Origin of the sequence: Kitasatospora sp. NPDC048296 (assembly GCF_043201815.1) — a bacterium.
Taxonomy (GTDB): domain Bacteria; phylum Actinomycetota; class Actinomycetes; order Streptomycetales; family Streptomycetaceae; genus Kitasatospora.
Window position 1 is genome coordinate 84,349 of sequence record NZ_JBICZB010000004.1, and the last position, 18,084, is coordinate 102,432.

General features: G+C 71.7%; 19 protein-coding genes. 17 read left to right on the forward strand and 2 right to left on the reverse strand.

The genetic code is table 11. From position 1 onward, the window contains the following. Positions 1–40: 40 nt before the first annotated feature. The 12 genes from mscL to glmM all read left to right on the forward strand — a co-directional run bounded on the left by mscL (position 41) and on the right by glmM (position 9,302). The gene (gene mscL / locus ACGF12_RS04575; protein WP_393025394.1) at positions 41–466 is read left to right on the forward strand and encodes a large conductance mechanosensitive channel protein MscL; all 426 of its coding nucleotides are present in this window, start codon (positions 41–43) and stop codon (positions 464–466) included. Between the two features lie 192 nt (positions 467–658). Next, positions 659–880 (forward strand): translation initiation factor IF-1, encoded by a 222-nt coding sequence (infA, locus tag ACGF12_RS04580; protein WP_003956442.1) that lies wholly within the window; start codon positions 659–661, stop codon positions 878–880. A gap of 32 nt (positions 881–912) precedes the next feature. Continuing rightward, positions 913–1,026, forward strand: a complete 114-nt coding sequence (gene rpmJ, locus ACGF12_RS04585; RefSeq protein ID WP_003956441.1) for a 50S ribosomal protein L36 — start codon at positions 913–915, stop codon at positions 1,024–1,026. Between the two features lie 176 nt (positions 1,027–1,202). After that, a complete protein-coding gene (gene rpsM, locus ACGF12_RS04590; RefSeq protein ID WP_380608253.1) occupies positions 1,203–1,583 on the forward strand; it encodes a 30S ribosomal protein S13 in 381 nt (126 codons plus the stop codon). Between the two features lie 72 nt (positions 1,584–1,655). Next, positions 1,656–2,063, forward strand: a complete 408-nt coding sequence (gene rpsK / locus ACGF12_RS04595; RefSeq protein ID WP_030232513.1) for a 30S ribosomal protein S11 — start codon at positions 1,656–1,658, stop codon at positions 2,061–2,063. 145 nt (positions 2,064–2,208) lie between these two features. Further along, entirely contained in the window at positions 2,209–3,231 is a 1,023-nt protein-coding gene (locus tag ACGF12_RS04600; protein WP_049649049.1) for a DNA-directed RNA polymerase subunit alpha, read from the forward strand. A 127-nt stretch (positions 3,232–3,358) separates the two neighbouring features. Next, positions 3,359–3,838 carry a 50S ribosomal protein L17 gene (gene rplQ / locus ACGF12_RS04605; protein ID WP_350519919.1) on the forward strand — a complete coding sequence of 160 codons (480 nt, stop codon included), beginning with the start codon at positions 3,359–3,361 and terminating at the stop codon, positions 3,836–3,838. Between the two features lie 90 nt (positions 3,839–3,928). Further along, positions 3,929–4,843 (forward strand): tRNA pseudouridine(38-40) synthase TruA, encoded by a 915-nt coding sequence (gene truA / locus ACGF12_RS04610; protein ID WP_393025398.1) that lies wholly within the window; start codon positions 3,929–3,931, stop codon positions 4,841–4,843. A gap of 41 nt (positions 4,844–4,884) precedes the next feature. Then, on the forward strand, positions 4,885–6,543 hold the full coding sequence (locus tag ACGF12_RS04615) for an ABC-F family ATP-binding cassette domain-containing protein (RefSeq protein ID WP_393025401.1): 1,659 nt from the start codon (positions 4,885–4,887) through the stop codon (positions 6,541–6,543). 232 nt (positions 6,544–6,775) lie between these two features. After that, positions 6,776–7,219: a 50S ribosomal protein L13 gene (rplM, locus tag ACGF12_RS04620; protein WP_030055846.1), complete on the forward strand. Its 444-nt coding sequence runs from the start codon at positions 6,776–6,778 to the stop codon at positions 7,217–7,219. 46 nt (positions 7,220–7,265) lie between these two features. Continuing rightward, positions 7,266–7,775, forward strand: coding sequence for a 30S ribosomal protein S9 (rpsI, locus tag ACGF12_RS04625; RefSeq protein ID WP_049649053.1), 510 nt, complete (start codon positions 7,266–7,268; stop codon positions 7,773–7,775). Between the two features lie 162 nt (positions 7,776–7,937). Further along, on the forward strand, positions 7,938–9,302 hold the full coding sequence (glmM, locus tag ACGF12_RS04630; RefSeq protein ID WP_393025404.1) for a phosphoglucosamine mutase: 1,365 nt from the start codon (positions 7,938–7,940) through the stop codon (positions 9,300–9,302). A 110-nt stretch (positions 9,303–9,412) separates the two neighbouring features. On the opposite strand, the gene coaA is transcribed toward glmM, so the two are convergent. After that, positions 9,413–10,408 carry a type I pantothenate kinase gene (gene coaA, locus ACGF12_RS04635; RefSeq protein ID WP_393025407.1) on the reverse strand — a complete coding sequence of 332 codons (996 nt, stop codon included), beginning with the start codon at positions 10,406–10,408 and terminating at the stop codon, positions 9,413–9,415. Between the two features lie 99 nt (positions 10,409–10,507). Here coaA and glmS point away from each other — a divergent pair, with 99 nt between their 5' ends. Continuing rightward, on the forward strand, positions 10,508–12,364 hold the full coding sequence (glmS, locus tag ACGF12_RS04640) for a glutamine--fructose-6-phosphate transaminase (isomerizing) (protein WP_393025410.1): 1,857 nt from the start codon (positions 10,508–10,510) through the stop codon (positions 12,362–12,364). A 39-nt stretch (positions 12,365–12,403) separates the two neighbouring features. On the opposite strand, the gene ACGF12_RS04645 is transcribed toward glmS, so the two are convergent. Continuing rightward, the gene (locus tag ACGF12_RS04645) at positions 12,404–12,961 is read right to left on the reverse strand and encodes a Uma2 family endonuclease (RefSeq protein ID WP_393025413.1); all 558 of its coding nucleotides are present in this window, start codon (positions 12,959–12,961) and stop codon (positions 12,404–12,406) included. 175 nt (positions 12,962–13,136) lie between these two features. Here ACGF12_RS04645 and ACGF12_RS04650 point away from each other — a divergent pair, with 175 nt between their 5' ends. The 4 genes from ACGF12_RS04650 (at position 13,137) to tsaE (ending at position 17,986) form a co-directional block, all read left to right on the forward strand. Beyond that, positions 13,137–14,612, forward strand: coding sequence for an NAD(P)H-hydrate dehydratase (locus ACGF12_RS04650; RefSeq protein WP_393025415.1), 1,476 nt, complete (start codon positions 13,137–13,139; stop codon positions 14,610–14,612). Between the two features lie 153 nt (positions 14,613–14,765). Beyond that, the gene (gene alr / locus ACGF12_RS04655) at positions 14,766–15,965 is read left to right on the forward strand and encodes an alanine racemase (RefSeq protein WP_393025418.1); all 1,200 of its coding nucleotides are present in this window, start codon (positions 14,766–14,768) and stop codon (positions 15,963–15,965) included. Further along, on the forward strand, positions 15,962–17,383 hold the full coding sequence (locus ACGF12_RS04660; protein ID WP_393025421.1) for an alpha/beta fold hydrolase: 1,422 nt from the start codon (positions 15,962–15,964) through the stop codon (positions 17,381–17,383). The genes alr and ACGF12_RS04660 overlap by 4 nt, the downstream gene beginning before the upstream one ends. Before the next feature lie 108 nt (positions 17,384–17,491). Beyond that, complete coding sequence (tsaE, locus tag ACGF12_RS04665) at positions 17,492–17,986, forward strand: tRNA (adenosine(37)-N6)-threonylcarbamoyltransferase complex ATPase subunit type 1 TsaE (protein ID WP_393025424.1); 495 nt, start codon at positions 17,492–17,494, stop codon at positions 17,984–17,986. Positions 17,987–18,084 lie beyond the last annotated feature (98 nt).

Below are 18,084 nucleotides of genomic sequence, written 5' to 3' on the forward strand. Positions count from 1 at the left end.
TGCGGCTTGACTGGCCTTCGATCGATGCAGGAGAGAGCACGTGCTCAAGGGATTCCGCGACTTCATGATGCGCGGCAACGTCGTCGACATGGCGGTCGGTGTGGTCATCGGTGCCGCGTTCACCGCCGTGGTGACCGGCTTCGTGTCGGCCTTCCTCACCCCGCTGGTCGGTGTGGTGGTCGGCGCGGCCGGCGACTTCAGCTCGTACAAGGCCGACATCGGCGGGGTGATCTTCCCGTACGGCCAGTTCCTGAACGTGCTGATCGCGTTCTTCATGACCGCCGCGGTGCTGTACTTCTGCGTGGTGCTGCCGGTCACCAGGGCCACCGCGCGCTACCTGCCGAAGAAGCCGAAGACCCCGAAGCGCCCCTGCCCCGAGTGCCTGACCGAGATCCCCGAGGCGGCCCGCCGCTGCTCGGCCTGCACCGCCCACGTCGAGCCGCTGACCGTCTCCACCGGGGTCTGAGGCGCGGGTGTGACGTGTACCGCCTTCCGGGCCCCGGTTTTGGCCCATCGCACGCGCTGGCGTAGGATGGACCGTCGGCTCACTCGTAGCGTGCTTCAGCACGCCCTCTTCCCCTCGGGGCTGGGGTGAACCCAGGTTCGCACGAGCGTTCCGCATACGGTAGCCGGTCCCGGAAGGTGGATCTCGCAGTTCATGGCTAAGAAGCAAGGCGCCATTGAGATCGAGGGCACCGTGATCGAGTCTCTTCCGAACGCGATGTTCAAGGTCGAGCTGCAGAACGGTCACAAGGTCCTCGCGCACATCAGTGGCAAGATGCGCATGCACTACATCCGCATCCTGCCGGACGACCGGGTCGTCGTGGAGCTCAGCCCCTACGACCTCACGCGCGGCCGGATCGTCTACCGCTACAAGTAAGAACGTCAGATCTAGACCCGGAGAACCTGAACATGAAGGTCAAGCCGAGCGTCAAGAAGATCTGCGACAAGTGCAAGGTGATCCGCCGTCACGGCCGGGTCATGGTGATCTGCGACAACCTGCGCCACAAGCAGCGCCAGGGCTGATCTCTCCCCAGCATTTCTCGTAGTACTTCGCGCGACGCGAAAACGTCATAAGCGGGCTACCCGATCCGTCCTGGAACAGGCGGACTGCCGCCCCCGGTCAGAGGCCGGGGCTCCCTCACCGTGAGGTGTCGGAGTAGGTAGCACGCAAGACCTCTGAAGAACCACAGGAGCCTTGAATGGCACGCCTCGCCGGCGTTGATCTCCCCCGTGAGAAGCGGATCGAGATCGCCCTCACCTACGTGTACGGCATCGGCCGTACCCGCGCCCAGCAGACCCTCGCCGAGACCGGCGTCAACCCGGATGTCCGCGTTCGCGACATCACCGAGGACGACCTGGTCAAGCTGAGCCAGTACATCGACGCCAACTTCACGGTCGAGGGTGACCTCCGCCGCGAGGTGGCCGCCGACATCCGCCGCAAGGTCGAGATCGGCTGCTACGAGGGTCTGCGTCACCGCCGTGGCCTGCCGGTCCGCGGCCAGCGCACCCACACCAACGCGCGTACCCGCAAGGGCCCGCGTCGCGCGATCGCCGGTAAGAAGAAGCCGGGCAAGAAGTAGTCCGTCCCGTAACCGGACATCCCTCCGGCCCGCGGGTCAGCGGACCGACCACCTCAGTAGGAGAACAGACTTATGCCCCCCAAGGGTCGTCAGGCTGCCGGCGCGAAGAAGATCCGCCGCAAGGAAAAGAAGAACGTCGCTCACGGCCACGCGCACATCAAGAGCACGTTCAACAACACCATCGTTTCGATCACCGACCCCGCGGGCAACGTGATCTCCTGGGCCTCCGCCGGCCACGTCGGCTTCAAGGGCTCGCGCAAGTCCACCCCGTTCGCCGCGCAGATGGCCGCCGAGGCCGCTGCCCGTCGCGCGCAGGAGCACGGCATGCGCAAGGTTGACGTCTTCGTGAAGGGTCCGGGCTCCGGCCGCGAGACCGCGATCCGTTCGCTCCAGGCCACCGGCCTGGAGGTCGGCTCGATCCAGGACGTCACCCCCACCCCGCACAACGGCTGCCGTCCGCCGAAGCGCCGCCGCGTCTGACGCAGCGCCTTCGGGCACGCAGTCTCTGCTTTAAACCTGGTACGGGCTCCTACGCCGTTGAATCAACACAGCGCGCAGGAGCCCGTACTCTTGGTCCTGTCGGCATCAAATAGTGGGTGCCGAAGACAACTGGAGGAACCTCCCCATGCTTATCGCTCAGCGTCCTTCGCTGACCGAAGAGGTCGTCGACGAGTTCCGCTCGCGGTTCGTGATCGAGCCGCTGGAGCCGGGCTTCGGCTACACCCTCGGCAACTCCCTGCGCCGCACGCTCCTGTCGTCGATCCCGGGTGCCGCTGTCACCAGCATCCGCATCGACGGCGTCCTGCACGAGTTCACCACCGTGCCGGGCGTCAAGGAGGACGTGACCGACCTCATCCTCAACATCAAGCAGCTGGTCGTCTCCTCGGAGCACGACGAGCCGGTCGTGATGTACCTGCGCAAGCAGGGCCCGGGTGTCGTCACCGCCGCCGACATCGCCCCGCCGGCGGGTGTCGAGGTGCACAACCCCGAGCTGGTCCTCGCCACGCTGAACGGCAAGGGCAAGCTGGAGATGGAGCTGACCGTCGAGCGCGGTCGCGGCTACGTCTCCGCCGTCCAGAACAAGGCCTCCGGCCAGGAGATCGGCCGCATCCCGGTCGACTCGATCTACAGCCCGGTGCTGAAGGTCACCTACAAGGTCGAGGCCACCCGTGTCGAGCAGCGGACCGACTTCGACAAGCTGATCGTCGACGTCGAGACCAAGCCCGCCATGCGTCCGCGCGACGCCATGGCCTCGGCCGGCAAGACCCTGGTGGAGCTGTTCGGCCTCGCCCGCGAGCTGAACATCGACGCCGAGGGCATCGACATGGGCCCGTCCCCGACGGACGCCGCCCTGGCCGCCGACCTGGCGCTGCCGATCGAGGAGCTGGAGCTCACCGTCCGCTCCTACAACTGCCTCAAGCGCGAGGGCATCCACACCGTGGGTGAGCTCGTCGCCCGCTCCGAGGCCGACCTGCTCGACATCCGCAACTTCGGCGCGAAGTCGATCGACGAGGTCAAGGCGAAGCTGGCCGGCATGGGCCTGGCCCTCAAGGACAGCCCGCCCGGGTTCGACCCGACCGCTGCCGCCGACGCCTTCGGCGCCGACGACCTCGACGACTCGCACTTCGCCGAGACCGAGCAGTACTAAGAGATTTGGCCGCGGGGGCGGTTCCACGGAGCCGCCCCCGTCGTCATGAAAGCCGTACGGGCACCGTGCCCGTACGCCCGCTGCGGTACCTGGTACGGCCGCAGTCGGAGATTCAAGGAGTAATTCCATGCCGCGTCCCACCAAGGGTGCCCGCCTCGGCGGCGGCCCGCACCACGAGCCGCTGCTGCTCGCCGGTCTGTGCCGGGAGCTGTTCCAGTACGGCCGCATCACCACGACCGAGGCCAAGGCCCGTCGGATGCGCCCGCTGGCGGAGAAGCTGATCACCAAGGCGAAGAAGGGCGACATCCACAACCGTCGCCTGGTTCGCAAGACGATCACCGACATCGCCGTGCTGCACACCCTCTTCACCGAGATCGCGCCGCGCTACGAGAACCGCCCGGGTGGCTACACCCGCATCACCAAGATCGGTCCCCGTCGTGGCGACAACGCCCCGATGGCCGTGATCGAGCTGGTCGAGGCGCTGACCGTCGCGCAGACCGCCGTCGGCGAGGCCGAGGCCGCCACCAAGCGCGCCGTCAAGGAGGCCGACGAGGCCGCTGCCGTCGAGACCAAGGCCGACGAGGCCGAGGCCGCCGAGCAGGCCTGACGCCTCTAGGTGTTGCCGCGGGCCCGCTTTCCCAGCGATGGGGGAGCGGGCCCGTTCCTTGTCCGCGAGGTCCCTGGGAGAAGAGAAGCAGTGGTCAGTGATTGCGCCGAGCAGCCGCCGGTGAAGGACGGTCCGGCCGACGGGTACGTCCGGGTCCGGCTCGACCTCGCCTACCACGGCGCCGAGTTCTCCGGCTGGGCCCGCCAGAAGGGCGGCCGCCGGACGGTCCAGGAGGAGATCGAGAGCGCGCTGCAGGTCGTCACCCGCAGCCAGGAGCTCTTCCCGCTCACCGTGGCCGGCCGCACCGACGCCGGGGTGCACGCCCGCGGTCAGGTCGCCCACGTCGACCTGCCGGCCGAGCTGTGGGAGGCGCACCGGGAGAAGCTGCTGCGCCGGCTGGCCGGGCGGCTGCCCGGGGACGTCCGGATCTACCGGGTCGGCGAGGCGCCGGCCGGGTTCGACGCGCGCTTCTCGGCGATCTGGCGCCGGTACGCGTACCGGGTCGCCGACCACCCCGGCGGGGTCGACCCGCTGCTGCGCGGGCACGTGCTCTGGCACGACCGGCCGCTGGACCTGGACCGGATGAACGCGGCCGCGAAGCTGCTGCTCGGCGAGCACGACTTCGCCGCGTACTGCAAGAAGCGCGAGGGCGCCACCACCATCCGCACCCTGCTGGAGCTGCACTGGGACCGTGTCCCGGTGGACACCTACGCGGCGCAGGAGGGCTCGCTGGCGGTCGCCACCGTCCGGGCCGACGCCTTCTGCCACAACATGGTCCGGGCGCTGGTCGGCGCGATGCTGCTGGTCGGTGACGGGCACCGGCCGGTGGAGTTCCCGGGCGAGGTGCTGGCCGGCGGGGTCCGCAACTCGGCGGTCAACGTGATCCGGCCGTACGGGCTCACCCTTGAGGAGGTCGGCTACCCGCCGGACGACCAGCTCGCCGAGCGCAACCGCCAGGCCAGGCGGATGCGCACGCTGCCCGGGCAGCCTGCCGCCGCCGGGTAATCCGTTTTGGCCGGGGGCGTCCGCTTGCGACAATCGCTCCCATGGGACACGTCGAGATTTCGCACCTGGAGTACTACCTGCCGGACGGGCGGGTGCTGTTCGACGACGCGTCCTTCCGGGTCGGCGAGGGCGCCGCGGTCGCCCTCGTGGGGGCCAACGGCGCCGGCAAGACGACGCTGCTGCGCATGATCGCGGGCGACCTCCAGCCGCACGGCGGCTCGGTGACGATCAGCGGCGGGCTCGGCGTGATGCGCCAGTTCGTCGGCACCACCGGCCGCGAGGACCAGGCGTCCACCCCCGGCGCGCTGCCGGCCGACGCCTCCGTCCGGGACCTGCTGGTGTCCGTCGCCCCGGAGCGGATAGCCGTGGCCGCCCGCGCGGTGGACGCCGCCGAGCTCGCGATGATCGCGCAGGACGACGAGAAGACCCAGATGGCCTATGCCCAGGCGCTCTCCGACTGGGCCGACGTCGGCGGCTACGACTACGAGACCGACTGGGACGTCTGCACCATGGCGGCCCTCGGCGTGCCCTTCGACAAGGCCCAGTGGCGCGGCCTGAACACCCTCTCCGGCGGCGAGCAGAAGCGGCTCGTCCTGGAGGCACTGCTGCGCGGCCCGGAGGAGGTGCTCCTCCTCGACGAGCCGGACAACTACCTGGACGTCCCGGGCAAGCGCTGGCTGGAGGAGGCCATCAAGGCCACCTCGAAGACCGTGCTGTACATCTCGCACGACCGCGAGCTGCTGTCGAAGACCGCCGACAAGATCATCAGTGTCGAGGCGGGCGCGGCCGGCAGCAGCGTCTGGGTGCACGGCGGCGGCTTCGACACCTTCCACGAGGCCCGCAAGGACCGCTTCGCGCGCTTCGAGGAGCTGGGCCGACGCTGGGACGAGGAGCACGCCAAGCTCAAGAAGCTCGTCGTCACCCTGCGCCAGGCCGCCTCCGTCAGCCACGCCCTGGCCACCCGCTACGCCGCCGCGCAGACCAGGCTGAAGAAGTTCGAGGAGGCCGGCCGCCCCGAGGAGCCCCCGCGCGAGCAGAGCATCACCATGCGGCTCAAGGGCGGGCGCACCGGCGTGCGCGCCTTCACCATGGAGCGGCTGGAGCTCACTGGCCTGATGCAGCCCTTCGACCTGGAGGTCTTCTACGGCGAGCGGGTCGGTGTCCTCGGCGCCAACGGCGCGGGCAAGTCGCACCTGCTGCGGCTGCTGGCCGGCGACGAGACGGTCGAGCACACGGGGGCGTGGAAGCTCGGCGCCCGGGTCGTCCCGGGGCACTTCCGGCAGACGCACGCCCACCCGGAGCTGTTCGGGCGTACCGTCCGCTCGATCGTCGAGGAGGAGCACGCGCTCAGCCGCGGCGCCGCGATGGGTGCGCTGCGCCGGTACGAGCTGGACCGGCAGGAGGAGCAGAAGTTCGAGTCGCTGTCCGGCGGCCAGCAGGCCCGGCTGATGATCCTCAAGCTCGAACTCTCCGGCGTGACGGCCCTGTTGCTCGACGAGCCGACCGACAACCTGGACCTGGAGAGCGCCGAGGCGCTGCAGGCCGGGCTGGAGGTCTTCGACGGCACGGTGATGTGCGTCACCCACGACCGGTGGTTCGCCCGGACCTTCGACCGCTACCTGGTGTTCGGGGCCGACGGCCGGGTGTTTGAGTCGCCCGAGCCGGTCTGGGACGTCACCCGGGTGGAGCGCGAACGCTGAGTGACGGCCGGATGGGCGGGAGGGGATTTTTGACCCCTCCCCGCCCGCCCGGTAATCTGGACGCTTGATGTGCGTATTGGCTCGCTCTATCTCACGTGAGAGGTCGGTACGCCGGAGACATCAGGTCGACGACCAGCGGTCCCCCTTGAATTGCGTCCAAGGTTGGCCAGGCTGCTCTTCCGTCCGGGTGCTCCTGTCAGGACTCACTCACTGAAAAGCGAAGGCTACGACCGTGCGTACGTACAGCCCCAAGCCCGGCGACGTCCAGCGTCAGTGGCACGTCATCGACGCGACCGACGTCGTGCTCGGCCGCCTGGCTTCCCAGGCCGCCAACCTCCTCCGGGGCAAGCACAAGGCGATCTACGCGCCGCACGTTGACACTGGTGACTTCGTCATCATCATCAACGCCGACAAGGTGCACCTGTCCGGTAACAAGAAGACCCAGAAGCTGGCCTACCGCCACTCGGGCTTCCCGGGCGGTCTGCGCTCGGTGCGCTACGACGACCTGCTGGCGAACAACCCGGAGAAGGCCGTCGAGAAGGCCATCAAGGGCATGATCCCCAAGAACAGCCTGGGCCGCCAGATGCTCTCGAAGCTGAAGGTCTACTCGGGCGACCAGCACCCCCACGCTGCCCAGCAGCCGGTGCCGTTCGAGATCACCCAGGTCGCGCAGTAATTCCGGCCACCAAGCCCCCCATCACTGAAAAGAGCTGAGGAACACCGTGGCCGAGACCACTGAAACCCTTGAGGTCGACTTCGACGAGGCCGTTGAGGCTGTCGAGGGCGAGTACACCTCCGAGGAGAGCTACACCTCCGAGTCCCTGGCCGGCCGCTTCGGCGAGGCCGTCCCCGGCGCCGGCCTCGGCCGTCGCAAGGAGGCGATCGCCCGCGTGCGCATCGTCCCCGGCACCGGCCAGTGGAAGATCAACGGTCGCACCCTTGAGGGTTACTTCCCGAACAAGGTGCACCAGCAGACCGTGAACGAGCCCTTCAAGCTCCTGGAGCTGGACGGCCGTTACGACGTCGTCGCCCGCATCAGCGGTGGCGGCGTCTCCGGCCAGGCCTACGCGCTGCGCCTCGGCGTGGCCCGTGCCCTGAACGAGGCCGACGTGGACAACAACCGCGGCGCCCTCAAGAAGGCCGGCTTCCTGACCCGTGACGCCCGCGCCGTCGAGCGCAAGAAGGCCGGTCTGAAGAAGGCCCGCAAGGCGCCGCAGTACAGCAAGCGCTAATCGCGTCCCCGGGGGTGCGTTCCGCCCTGGCGGCGTACCCCCTGGTTGCGCAAACCGTCGCCCCGGAGTACCTCGTGTACTCCGGGGCGACGTGTTCCCCGGCTAACGTGCGGCGGCCGGGATCATCGGTGGGTTCCGAGCATGGTGATGGAGGACGGGACAGTGGGACGACTCTTCGGTACGGACGGCGTACGCGGGGTGGCGAACGAGGGCCTGACGGCGGAGCTGGCGCTCGGCCTGTCGGTCGCGGCCGCCCATGTGCTCGGCGAGGCCGGCGCCTTCGACGGGCACCGGCCGGTCGCGGTGGTCGGCCGTGACCCGCGTGCCTCGGGCGAGTTCCTGGAGGCCGCGGTCATCGCCGGTCTGGCCAGCTCCGGCGTCGATGTCCTGCGGGTCGGTGTCCTGCCCACCCCGGCCGTGGCCTACCTCACCGGCGCGCTCGGCGCCGACTTCGGCGTGATGCTGTCCGCCAGCCACAACGCCATGCCGGACAACGGCATCAAGTTCCTCGCCCGCGGCGGCCACAAGCTGGACGACCGGATCGAGGACGCGATCGAGGCGCACTACCGCAAGCACACCGTCGGCGGCGAGGACTGGAACCGTCCCACCGGTGCGGCCGTCGGCCGGGTGCGCGAGTACACCGAGGGCTTCGACAAGTACGTCGCCCACCTGATCGGCGTGCTGCCCAACCGCCTGGACGGCATCAAGGTCGTCATCGACGGCGCCCACGGCGCCGCCGCGTACGTCGCCCCCGAGGCCTTCGCCCGGGCCGGCGCCGAGGTCGTCCACACCCTGGGGGCCGAGCCCACCGGCCTCAACATCAACGACGGCGTCGGCTCCACCCACCTGGACCGGCTGCGCGTCGCGATGAAGGAGCACCGCGCCGACCTCGGCATCGCCCTGGACGGCGACGCCGACCGCTGCCTGGCCGCCGACGCCGAGGGCCAGGAGGTGGACGGCGACCAGATCATCGCCATCCTCGCCGTCGCCATGAAGGAGGCCGGCACCCTGCGCCGCAACACCGCGGTGGCCACCGTGATGTCCAACCTCGGCTTCAAGCTGGCGATGGAGCGCGAGGGCATCGACCTGGTGGAGACCGCCGTCGGCGACCGCTACGTGCTGGAGGCGATGAAGGAGCAGGGCTTCGCGCTGGGCGGCGAGCAGTCCGGCCACGTCATCCTGCTGGACCACGCCACCACCGGCGACGGCACCCTGACCGGCCTGATGCTGGGCGCCCGACTGGCCGCCACCAAGCAGCCGCTGGCCGACCTGGCCGCCGTGATGACCCGGCTGCCGCAGGTGCTGATCAACGTCAAGGGCGTCGACAAGAGCCGGGTGAAGACCAGCGTCGAGCTGGCCGAGGCGATCGCCGCGGCCGAGGCCGAGCTGGGCTGCACCGGCCGGGTGCTGCTGCGCCCGTCCGGCACCGAGCCGCTGGTCCGGGTCATGGTCGAGGCCGCCGACCCGGCGCAGGCCGAGACGGTCGGGCAGCGGCTGGCCGAGGCGGTGCGCACCCACCTGGGCTGACGGCCCCCCGGTAGGCACGCGCAGGCCCCCACTGGAGACAGTGGGGGCCTGCGGGCGTTTCCAGGGCTCCGGGGGCCTCCGGGGGCCTTCCCGGGCTTCGCGGGGGCTTGCTAGAGCTTGCGCAGCAGCGCCCGGCGGACCTTGTGGTCCGGGCCCTTCTGCAGGATCAGGGTGGCCCGGCCGCGGGTCGGCAGCACGTTCTCCAGCAGGTTGGGCTTGTTGATGGTGCGCCAGACCTGGCGGCCGTACTCCATCGCCTCCTCCTCCGGCACCTCGGTGAAGCGGCGGAAGTAGGAGTTCGGGTCCTGGAAGGCGGTCTGCCGCAGCTTGCGGAAGCGGTCCAGGTACCAGTGCTCGATGTCGTCGGTACGGGCGTCGACGTAGATCGAGAAGTCGAAGTAGTCGGCGACCGCGAGGCGGGTGCGGCCGTCGGTGCCGGGCAGGGCCGGCTGGAGCACGTTCAGGCCCTCGACGATCAGGATGTCCGGGCGCTCCACGGTCAGCCGCTGGTCCGGCACGATGTCGTACACCAGGTGGGAGTACACCGGCGCGGTGACCCGCTCCCTGCCCGCCTTCACGTCCGCGACGAAGCGCATCAGCGCCCGGCGGTCGTACGACTCGGGGAAGCCCTTGCGGGCCATCAGGCCTCGGCGGCGCAGCTCGGCGTTGGGCAGCAGGAAGCCGTCGGTGGTGACCAGTTCGACCCGGGGGTGCTCGGGCCAGCGGGCCAGCAGGGCCTGCAGCAGACGGGCCGTGGTGGACTTGCCGACCGCGACCGAGCCCGCCACGCCGATGATGAACGGGGTGCGGGTGCGCTCGGTGTCCGGGGTGTCCAGGAACGTGCCCAGCGCGCCGCGCAGCTCGTGGGTGGCGTGGATGTACAGGTTGAGCAGCCGGGACAGCGGCAGGTAGACGTCGCGGACCTCGTCCAGGTCGAGCGCCGTGCCGAGGCCGCGCAGCTGCTCCACCTCCTCGGCGGTCAGCGGAAGCGGCGTACGCTCGCGCAGCGCGCTCCACTCGGCCCGGCTGAGGTCCACGTAAGGGGACGGCGACGGGCCGGGCGTGGCGGCGCCCCGCGTACAGAGTTCGGTCAGCACATGCTCCATTGTGAGCCGTGGCGGTGTTCACGGTGGCTGTGGTGTCGGTCACGCAGAGTTGGTCGGAGGCGGGAAAACGGCCACAGAACCGCCCTTATGCTGGCACGCATGTGCGGAATTGTTGGATACGTGGGCGCGCAGTCCGCCCTCGACGTAGTAATCGCGGGCCTGCAGCGACTGGAGTACCGGGGCTACGACTCGGCCGGTGTCGCGGTGCAGGCGCAGGACTCCCAGGGGCAGTGGGGTCTGGTCACGGACAAGCGGGCCGGGAAGCTCGCCAACCTCGAGAAGTCGCTCGCCGAATCCCCTCTGCCCGGCGGCACCACCGGCATCGGCCACACCCGCTGGGCCACCCACGGCGGCCCGACGGACGCCAACGCCCACCCTCACCTGGACGACGACAACCGGGTGGCCGTGGTCCACAACGGCATCATCGAGAACTTCGCCCAGCTGCGCGCCGAGATCGCCGAGCGCGGCCACACCCTCCGGTCCGAGACCGACACCGAGGTCGTCGCCCACCTGCTGGGCGAGGCGTACGAGGGAGACCTCGCCGAGGCCATGCGGGTGGTCTGCCGCCGCCTGGACGGTGCCTTCACCCTGGTCGCCGTGCACGCGGACGCGCCCGGCGTGGTCGTCGGCGCCCGCCGCAACTCGCCGCTGGTGGTCGGCCGCGGCGAGGGCGAGAACTTCCTGGCCTCGGACGTCGCCGCCTTCATCGCGCACACCCGCGAGGCGATCGAGCTGGGCCAGGACCAGGTCGTCGAGCTGCGCGAGAGCGGCGTGACGGTGACCAACTTCGACGGCACCCCGGCCGAGGTGCGCGAGTACCACGTCGACTGGGACGCCTCCGCCGCCGAGAAGGGCGGCTACGACTACTTCATGCTCAAGGAGATCGCCGAGCAGCCGAAGGCCGTCGCCGACACCCTGCTGGGCCGGATCGGCGCCGACGGCCGGCTGACCCTGGACGAGCTGCGCATCTCCGACGCGGACCTGCGCTCGGTCGACAAGGTCGTCATCGTCGCCTGCGGCACCGCGTTCCACGCGGGCATGATCGCGAAGTACGCGATCGAGCACTGGACCCGCATCCCCTGCGAGGTCGAGGTCGCCTCGGAGTTCCGCTACCGCGACCCGATCATGGGCCCGGGCACGCTGGTCATCGCCATCTCGCAGTCCGGCGAGACCATGGACACCCTGATGGCCCTGCGGCACGCCCGGGAGCAGGGCGCCAAGGTGCTGGCGATCTGCAACACCAACGGCTCCACCATCCCGCGCGAGTCGGACGCGGTGCTGTACACCCACGCCGGCCCGGAGGTCGCGGTCGCGTCCACCAAGGCGTTCCTGACCCAGCTGGTCGCCTGCTACCTGGTCGCCCTCTACCTGGGCCAGGTGCGCGGCACCAAGTGGGGCGACGAGATCGTCACCATCATCCGCGAGCTCGGCGACGCGCCGAAGCAGGTCGAGCAGGTCCTGGAGACCATGGAGCCGGTGCGCGAGCTGGCCCGCTCGCTGGCCGACGCCCGCTCGGTGCTGTTCCTCGGCCGCCACGTCGGCTTCCCGGTGGCCCTGGAGGGTGCGCTCAAGCTCAAGGAGCTCGCCTACATGCACGCCGAGGGCTTCGCGGCGGGCGAGCTCAAGCACGGCCCGATCGCGCTGATCGAGGAGGGGCTGCCGGTCGTGGTGGTCGTGCCCTCGCCGCGCGGGCGGTCGATCCTGCACGACAAGATCGTCTCCAACATCCAGGAGATCCGGGCCCGCGGCGCCCGCACCATCGTGATCGCCGAGGAGGGCGACGAGGCGGTCGTGCCGTACGCGGACCACCTGATCCGCATCCCGGCGACCCCGACCCTGCTGCAGCCGCTGGTCTCCACCGTGCCGCTCCAGGTCTTCGCCTGCGAGCTGGCCACGGCCAAGGGCCACGAGGTCGACCAGCCGCGCAACCTGGCGAAGTCGGTCACCGTCGAGTAGTCGCTCGCCCTCTCACGGCGTCCCTGCGGTGGCTGCGTCCTACCGCAGGGGCGCCGTGTCGAGCGTGAAGGAGAACGGGGCGGGCAGGTCGACGGGCTTGCCGAACGGGACCTCGTTGCGGGCCACGTAGTCGTCCCCCTTGGGTTCCGTGAACAGCGTGACCATGCCTTTGCCGCGGTCGACCAGGAGGTAGCAGGGGATGCCGGCAGCGGCGTAGCCCCGGCGCTTCTGCTCGCGGTCCTTGATCGGGTTGGTCGACGTCACCTCGAAGACCAGCAACACGCCGGATGGGTCCGCCCAGGAATTGGCGTTCAGGAAGTGACCGACCGGGCTGACGGTGCCGTCGGGAATGAACCGGCCGGTCGGCACGATCAGACCCTTGTTGCCGGACAGGTCGAACTCGACCTCGGCCTTGCGCATGAACTGCCGGTTGAGCAGCGAGAACGCGGTCTCGTGTTCTCCATCCGGCGGCGGTGTCACGACAATGTCCCCTTCGACGAGCTCGGCCTTGAAGCCCGGCGGTGTGTCCAGCCGCAGGAATGCCTGGAGGACTTCCTCCGGGTCCGCGGAGCGCTCGACTGCTGGCATGGCGACCATGGCCCTTCTCCCTCCTGTGGGTCCGTGCCGAGCCACAAGGTAGGCGTACGGACCGACACCGGCGGGGGATCGAAGTGGGTGTCACTCGAAAGTGTGCCGCAGGCCCGGCCCCCGTGGGGCGGTGACGCGGGCTAGCGTCGGCGGGTAGCCCGCGCCTGCCGAAGGAGTTCTCCCCATGCGTCATGCACACCCTGTGGAAACCGTCCGGGCCGCCGAGGCCGCGCTGATGGCGCGGCTGCCGGAGGGCACGCTGATGCAGCGGGCGGCCGCCGGGCTCGCCACGACCTGCGCCCGGCTGCTGACGCGGCGTCGGGGGCGGGTGTACGGCAGCCGGGTGACGGTGCTGGCGGGCAGTGGGGACAACGGGGGTGACGCCCTGTACGCCGGGGCGGCACTGGCGCGGCGCGGGGCGCGGGTGACGGCGGTGCTGCTGGCGCCGCAGAAGGCGCATCAGGGCGGGCTGGCCGCGCTGCGGGCCGCGGGCGGACGGGTGACGGCGGAGCGGGAAGTCGGCCTGGCCGATATCTCACGCGCGGACCTGGTGCTGGACGGGATCGTCGGCATCGGTGGCCGGGGCGGGCTGCGCCCCGAGGCGGAGCCGTACGCGCGCGCCGAGCGACGCGGCCTGGTGGTGGCGGTCGATCTGCCCAGCGGGGTCGAGGCGGACACCGGCGAGGTGCCGGGGGCGGCGCTGCGCGCGGACGTCACGGTCTGCTTCGGCACGTACAAGCCGGGCCTGCTGGTCGACCCGGGGGCCTCGTACGCGGGCGCGGTGCAGCTGGTGGACATCGGGCTGGAGCTGCCGGAGCCGGAGGTGACGGTCCTGCAGCACGCGGACGTGGCGGCGCTGCTGCCGCTGCCGGGCGCGGAGAGCGACAAGTACCGGCGCGGTGTGGTCGGGGTGGCGGCCGGCTCGGCGACGTACCCGGGGGCGGCGCTGCTGGCGGTCGCCGGGGCGCTGCGGGGTGGCGCGGGCGCCGTCCGGTACGTCGGTACGGCGGCCGAGGAGGTGGTGCGGCGCTTCCCCGAGGCGCTGGTCACCGAGGGCGGGCCGGCCGGGGCCGGACGGGTGCAGGCCTGGGTGGTCGGGCCGGGCGGCGGCGAGGGGGCGCGGCAGGCGCTGACCGAGGCGCTGGCGGCCGCCGTCCCGGTGCTGGTGGACGCGGACGGGCTGACCGAGCTGGGCCGGCTCGGCCCGCGGGCGCTGGCCGGCCGTACCGCGCCGACCCTGCTCACCCCGCACACCGGCGAGGCCGCCCGGCTGCTCGCGGGCGCCGAGGGCGCCGCGCCGCCAGCCGCCGAGGAACTGGCCGCCGCCCGGCTGACCACCGCCCGGCGGCTGGCGGCCGCCTACCGGGCCACCGTGCTGCTGAAGGGCTCCACCACGGTGGTGGCCGACCCGGGCGGGGCCGTCCGGGTGAACCCGACCGGCACCTCCTGGCTCGCCACCGCGGGCAGCGGGGACGTGCTGGCCGGTCTGGCCGGCTCGCTGCTGGCCTCGGGCCTGTCGCCGCTGGACGCCGCCTCGGTGGCCGCCTACCTGCACGGCCTGGCGGGCCGCGAGGCGGCGGGCACCCCGGGCGCGCCGGTGACGGCGACGGGCGTCGCCGGGGCGCTCCCGGCGGTCTGGCGGGCGGTGCGGCAGGAATAGTCGAACGGAACCGAACCATCCGTTCCGGGCGTCCCAGACACGGCGGACCAGTCGTCCGCCGCAGGTCGGCGGGGTGCCCGGCGCCCCGGTGCCGACCGCCGCGCCGATGGGCCGTTCGGCGAGGACTCCGGGACGTCTGGGAGACTGACCCTGATGACAACTGCGAACACGATCGGCACAGCCACCCTCACCGACGGCGTACGGGCTGAGGCGACCATCGATCTCGCCGCCCTGCGCGGCAACCTCGCCGCGGTGCGCGAGCGCGTCGGCGGCTCCGCCGTGATGCTCGCGCTCAAGGCCGACGCCTACGGCCACGGCGCGGTCGAGTGCGCCCGGGAGGCGGTCGCGAACGGGGTCGGCTGGCTCGGCTGCGCGATGCCCGAGGAGGCACTGGCGCTGCGGGCCGCGGGCATCCGCCCGGAGCGGGCCCGCATCCTGTGCTGGCTGTGGACGCCCGGCGGGCCGTGGCGCGAGGCGCTGCGCGCGGACCTGGACATCTCGGTCAGCGGCCAGTGGGCGCTGGAGGAACTGCTGCCGGCCGTCCGGGAGACCGGCATCCCGGCGCGGGTCCACCTGAAGGCCGACACCGGCCTGGGCCGCAACGGCTGCCAGCCGCACGACTGGCCGCAGCTGGTGGCGAACGCCCGGCGCGCCGAGGCCGAGGGGCTGCTGAAGGTCGTCGGCATCTGGTCGCACTTCGCCGCCGCCGACGAGCCCGGCCACCCGTCGATCCAGGCCCAGCTGGACTCCTACCGCGCCGCGCTGGCGCACGCCGAGGCCGCCGGGCTGCGCCCGGAGGTCCGGCACCTGGCGAACTCCCCGGCCGCCCTGCTGCTGCCCGAGACGCACTTCGACCTGGTGCGCACCGGCCTGGCCGCGTACGGGCTGTCGCCGGTGCCCGAGGTCGGCTCCCCGGCGGACTTCGGGCTGCGCCCGGTCATGGCGCTGACCGCCCGGCTGGCGCTGGTCAAGCACGTCCCCGGCGGGCACGGGGTCAGCTACGGCCACCACTACGTGACGCCCGGCCCGACCACGCTGGGGCTCGTCCCGGTCGGCTACGGCGACGGCATCCCGCGCCACGCCAGCGGCACCGGCCCGGTGCAGATCGGCGGCAAGTGGCGCACGGTGGCCGGCCGGGTCGCGATGGACCAGTTCGTGGTGGACCTGGGCGGCGACACCCCCGGGATCGGCGACGAGGTGCTGTTGTTCGGCAACGGCGAGCGCGGTGAGCCGACCGCCGAGGACTGGGCCCGCGCCTGCGGCTCCATCTCGTACGAGGTCATCACCCGGATCGGCGCCCGGGTGCCCCGCCGCTACCTGGGCGGCAGCCACCGCGAGGGCCTGCCGGCATGACCGGCACGCCGGCCGAGAGCAACCCGGTCGCGGCGGTGGCCAAGGCGGCCGGCGCGGCGTCCGGGGTGAGCCGGGCCGGTGTGATCGGGATCTCCGTCGGTGTGCTGGCGGCCGGCGCGGCCGCGGGCGTCGCGATCGAGCGGCTGACGGTCGGCCGGGCGATGCGCCGCCGGGCCCGGGCCGAGCTGGACGCGACCGCCCCGTACGGCTCGCTGCGCGGGCTCCCGCTGACGGTGGCCGCGCCGGACGGCACGGAGCTGTACGTGGAGCTGGAGGGCCCCCGCGAGCGGGCGGGTGACGGCTGGGCCGAGCCGGACGGCCACCGCCCCGAGCGTCCGGGAGGCGCGCTGGCGAGTCACCGCCCCGAGCCGAAGGGGCGCGCCGGTGCCGAAAGGGAGGAGCGAGGAGGCCCGAGGAACGAGGGCATCGGAGCGACGACCGTCGGCACCGGATCCGAGCGTCCCGGAGGCGAGTGGGCGAATCACAGCGCCGAGCCGCTGACCGTGGTGTTCTGCCACGGCTACTGCCTCAACCAGGACAGCTGGCACTTCCAGCGCGCCGCGCTGCGCGAGGGCATGCGGCTGGTCTTCTGGGACCAGCGAAGTCACGGCCGCTCCGAGCGCTCCCGCTCGTACCTGGCCGGTGACCCGGCGAGCATCGACCAGCTGGGCGGCGACCTCAAGGCGGTGCTGGACGCCGTCGCGCCGACCGGGCCGCTGGTGCTGGTGGGCCATTCGATGGGCGGCATGACGGTGATGGCGCTGGCCGAGCAGCACCCGGAGCTGTTCCGGGAGCGCGTCGCCGGGGTCGCGCTGGTCGGCACCCTGGCGGGGGACTGGGACGAGGTGAGCCTCGGGCTGCCGAGGGCCGGGGCGAAGCTGTTCAAGAAGGTCGCGCCCGGGGTGATGCGGCTGCTGGGCCGTCAGGTGGACCTGGTGGAGGCGACCAGGCGGGTCGGCTCGGACGTGGCCGCCGTTTTTTACCGGAAGTTCTCCTTCGGCGGCCGGGACATCGACCCCGGTGTGGTGCGCTTCGCCGAGCAGCTGCTGGACGCCACCCCGATCGACGTGGTCGCCGAGTTCTACCCGGCGTTCGACGCGCACGAGAAGTACGCGGCGCTGGACGCCCTGCGCGGTCTGCCCGCCCTGGTGCTGGCCGGGACGAAGGACCTGCTGACGCCCGCTTCGCACAGCGAGGAGATGGCCGAGCGGCTGCCCGGTGCCGAGCTGGTGCTGGTCGAGGGCGCCGGGCACCTGGTGCTGCTGGAGCGCCCCGAGCTGGTCGACCACGAGCTGGCGCGGCTGCTGCGCCGTGCCGCCGACTTCGCCGGCGCCGCGCCGCTGCCGGAGGCCGTCCTGGAGCTCGCCAGCGAGCTGCCCCGGGAGCCGGAGCCGAACCCGGTCGTCGACCCCGCCTGACTCCCGCCCGGCCCCCCGCCCGCCACATCGGGGTGCGGCGGTGTGGCACGGTAGCGGTGGCGGCCGGTGGTCGGCGCGCCGCTACGGACCGAAGGGCAAGACACGCGCATGGGCTCGCACGCCACTCTCACCATCCCCACTCCGGAGCGGATGGGCCGGCTCGGCCGGGAGCTGGCCGCGCTGCTGCGGCCGGGTGACCTGGTGCTGCTCTCCGGCGAACTGGGGGCGGGGAAGACCACGCTGACCCGGGGCCTGGGGGAGGGGCTGCAGGTCCGCGGGGCGGTGACCTCGCCGACCTTCGTGATCGCCCGGGTGCACCCCTCGCTGGTCGGCGGCCCGGCCCTGGTGCACGTGGACGCGTACCGGCTGGGCGGGAACCTGGACGAGATGGAGGACCTCGACCTGGACGTCTCGCTGCCGGAGTCGGTGATCGTGGTCGAGTGGGGCGAGGGCAAGGTCGAGCGGCTGTCCGAGGACCGGCTGGAGGTGCGGATCGAACGGGCGATCGGTGACACCGCCGGGGAGGACCACGACCCGCGCCGGGTGGTGCTGACCGGCATCGGAGCCCGCTGGTCGGGTGTGGAGCTGACGGAGCTCGGGTAGGCGTCCCCCGTTTTACCGACAGCCTGTCGGCATGGTGTTGCGGGCGGGGCGCCGGGCGTGGTGGGATGGGTGCTGCGGTTAGGTCTGCCTAACTAGGG

What these genes read in the sequence shown, in the direction of transcription:
- ACGF12_RS04650 (WP_393025415.1), top strand. Translation starts at nt 13,137, where the DNA reads ATGCGTCATGCACACCCTGTGGAAACCGTCCGGGCCGCCGAGGCCGCG.
- rpsK (WP_030232513.1), top strand. Translation starts at nt 1,656, where the DNA reads ATGCCCCCCAAGGGTCGTCAGGCTGCCGGCGCGAAGAAGATCCGCCGC.
- rpmJ (WP_003956441.1), top strand. Translation starts at nt 913, where the DNA reads ATGAAGGTCAAGCCGAGCGTCAAGAAGATCTGCGACAAGTGCAAGGTG.
- ACGF12_RS04660 (WP_393025421.1), top strand. Translation starts at nt 15,962, where the DNA reads ATGACCGGCACGCCGGCCGAGAGCAACCCGGTCGCGGCGGTGGCCAAG.
- alr (WP_393025418.1), top strand. Translation starts at nt 14,766, where the DNA reads ATGACAACTGCGAACACGATCGGCACAGCCACCCTCACCGACGGCGTA.
- rpsM (WP_380608253.1), top strand. Translation starts at nt 1,203, where the DNA reads ATGGCACGCCTCGCCGGCGTTGATCTCCCCCGTGAGAAGCGGATCGAG.
- rplQ (WP_350519919.1), top strand. Translation starts at nt 3,359, where the DNA reads ATGCCGCGTCCCACCAAGGGTGCCCGCCTCGGCGGCGGCCCGCACCAC.
- tsaE (WP_393025424.1), top strand. Translation starts at nt 17,492, where the DNA reads ATGGGCTCGCACGCCACTCTCACCATCCCCACTCCGGAGCGGATGGGC.
- infA (WP_003956442.1), top strand. Translation starts at nt 659, where the DNA reads ATGGCTAAGAAGCAAGGCGCCATTGAGATCGAGGGCACCGTGATCGAG.
- coaA (WP_393025407.1), bottom strand. Translation starts at nt 10,408, where the DNA reads ATGGAGCATGTGCTGACCGAACTCTGTACGCGGGGCGCCGCCACGCCC.
- ACGF12_RS04645 (WP_393025413.1), bottom strand. Translation starts at nt 12,961, where the DNA reads ATGGTCGCCATGCCAGCAGTCGAGCGCTCCGCGGACCCGGAGGAAGTC.
- ACGF12_RS04615 (WP_393025401.1), top strand. Translation starts at nt 4,885, where the DNA reads ATGGGACACGTCGAGATTTCGCACCTGGAGTACTACCTGCCGGACGGG.
- glmS (WP_393025410.1), top strand. Translation starts at nt 10,508, where the DNA reads ATGTGCGGAATTGTTGGATACGTGGGCGCGCAGTCCGCCCTCGACGTA.
- ACGF12_RS04600 (WP_049649049.1), top strand. Translation starts at nt 2,209, where the DNA reads ATGCTTATCGCTCAGCGTCCTTCGCTGACCGAAGAGGTCGTCGACGAG.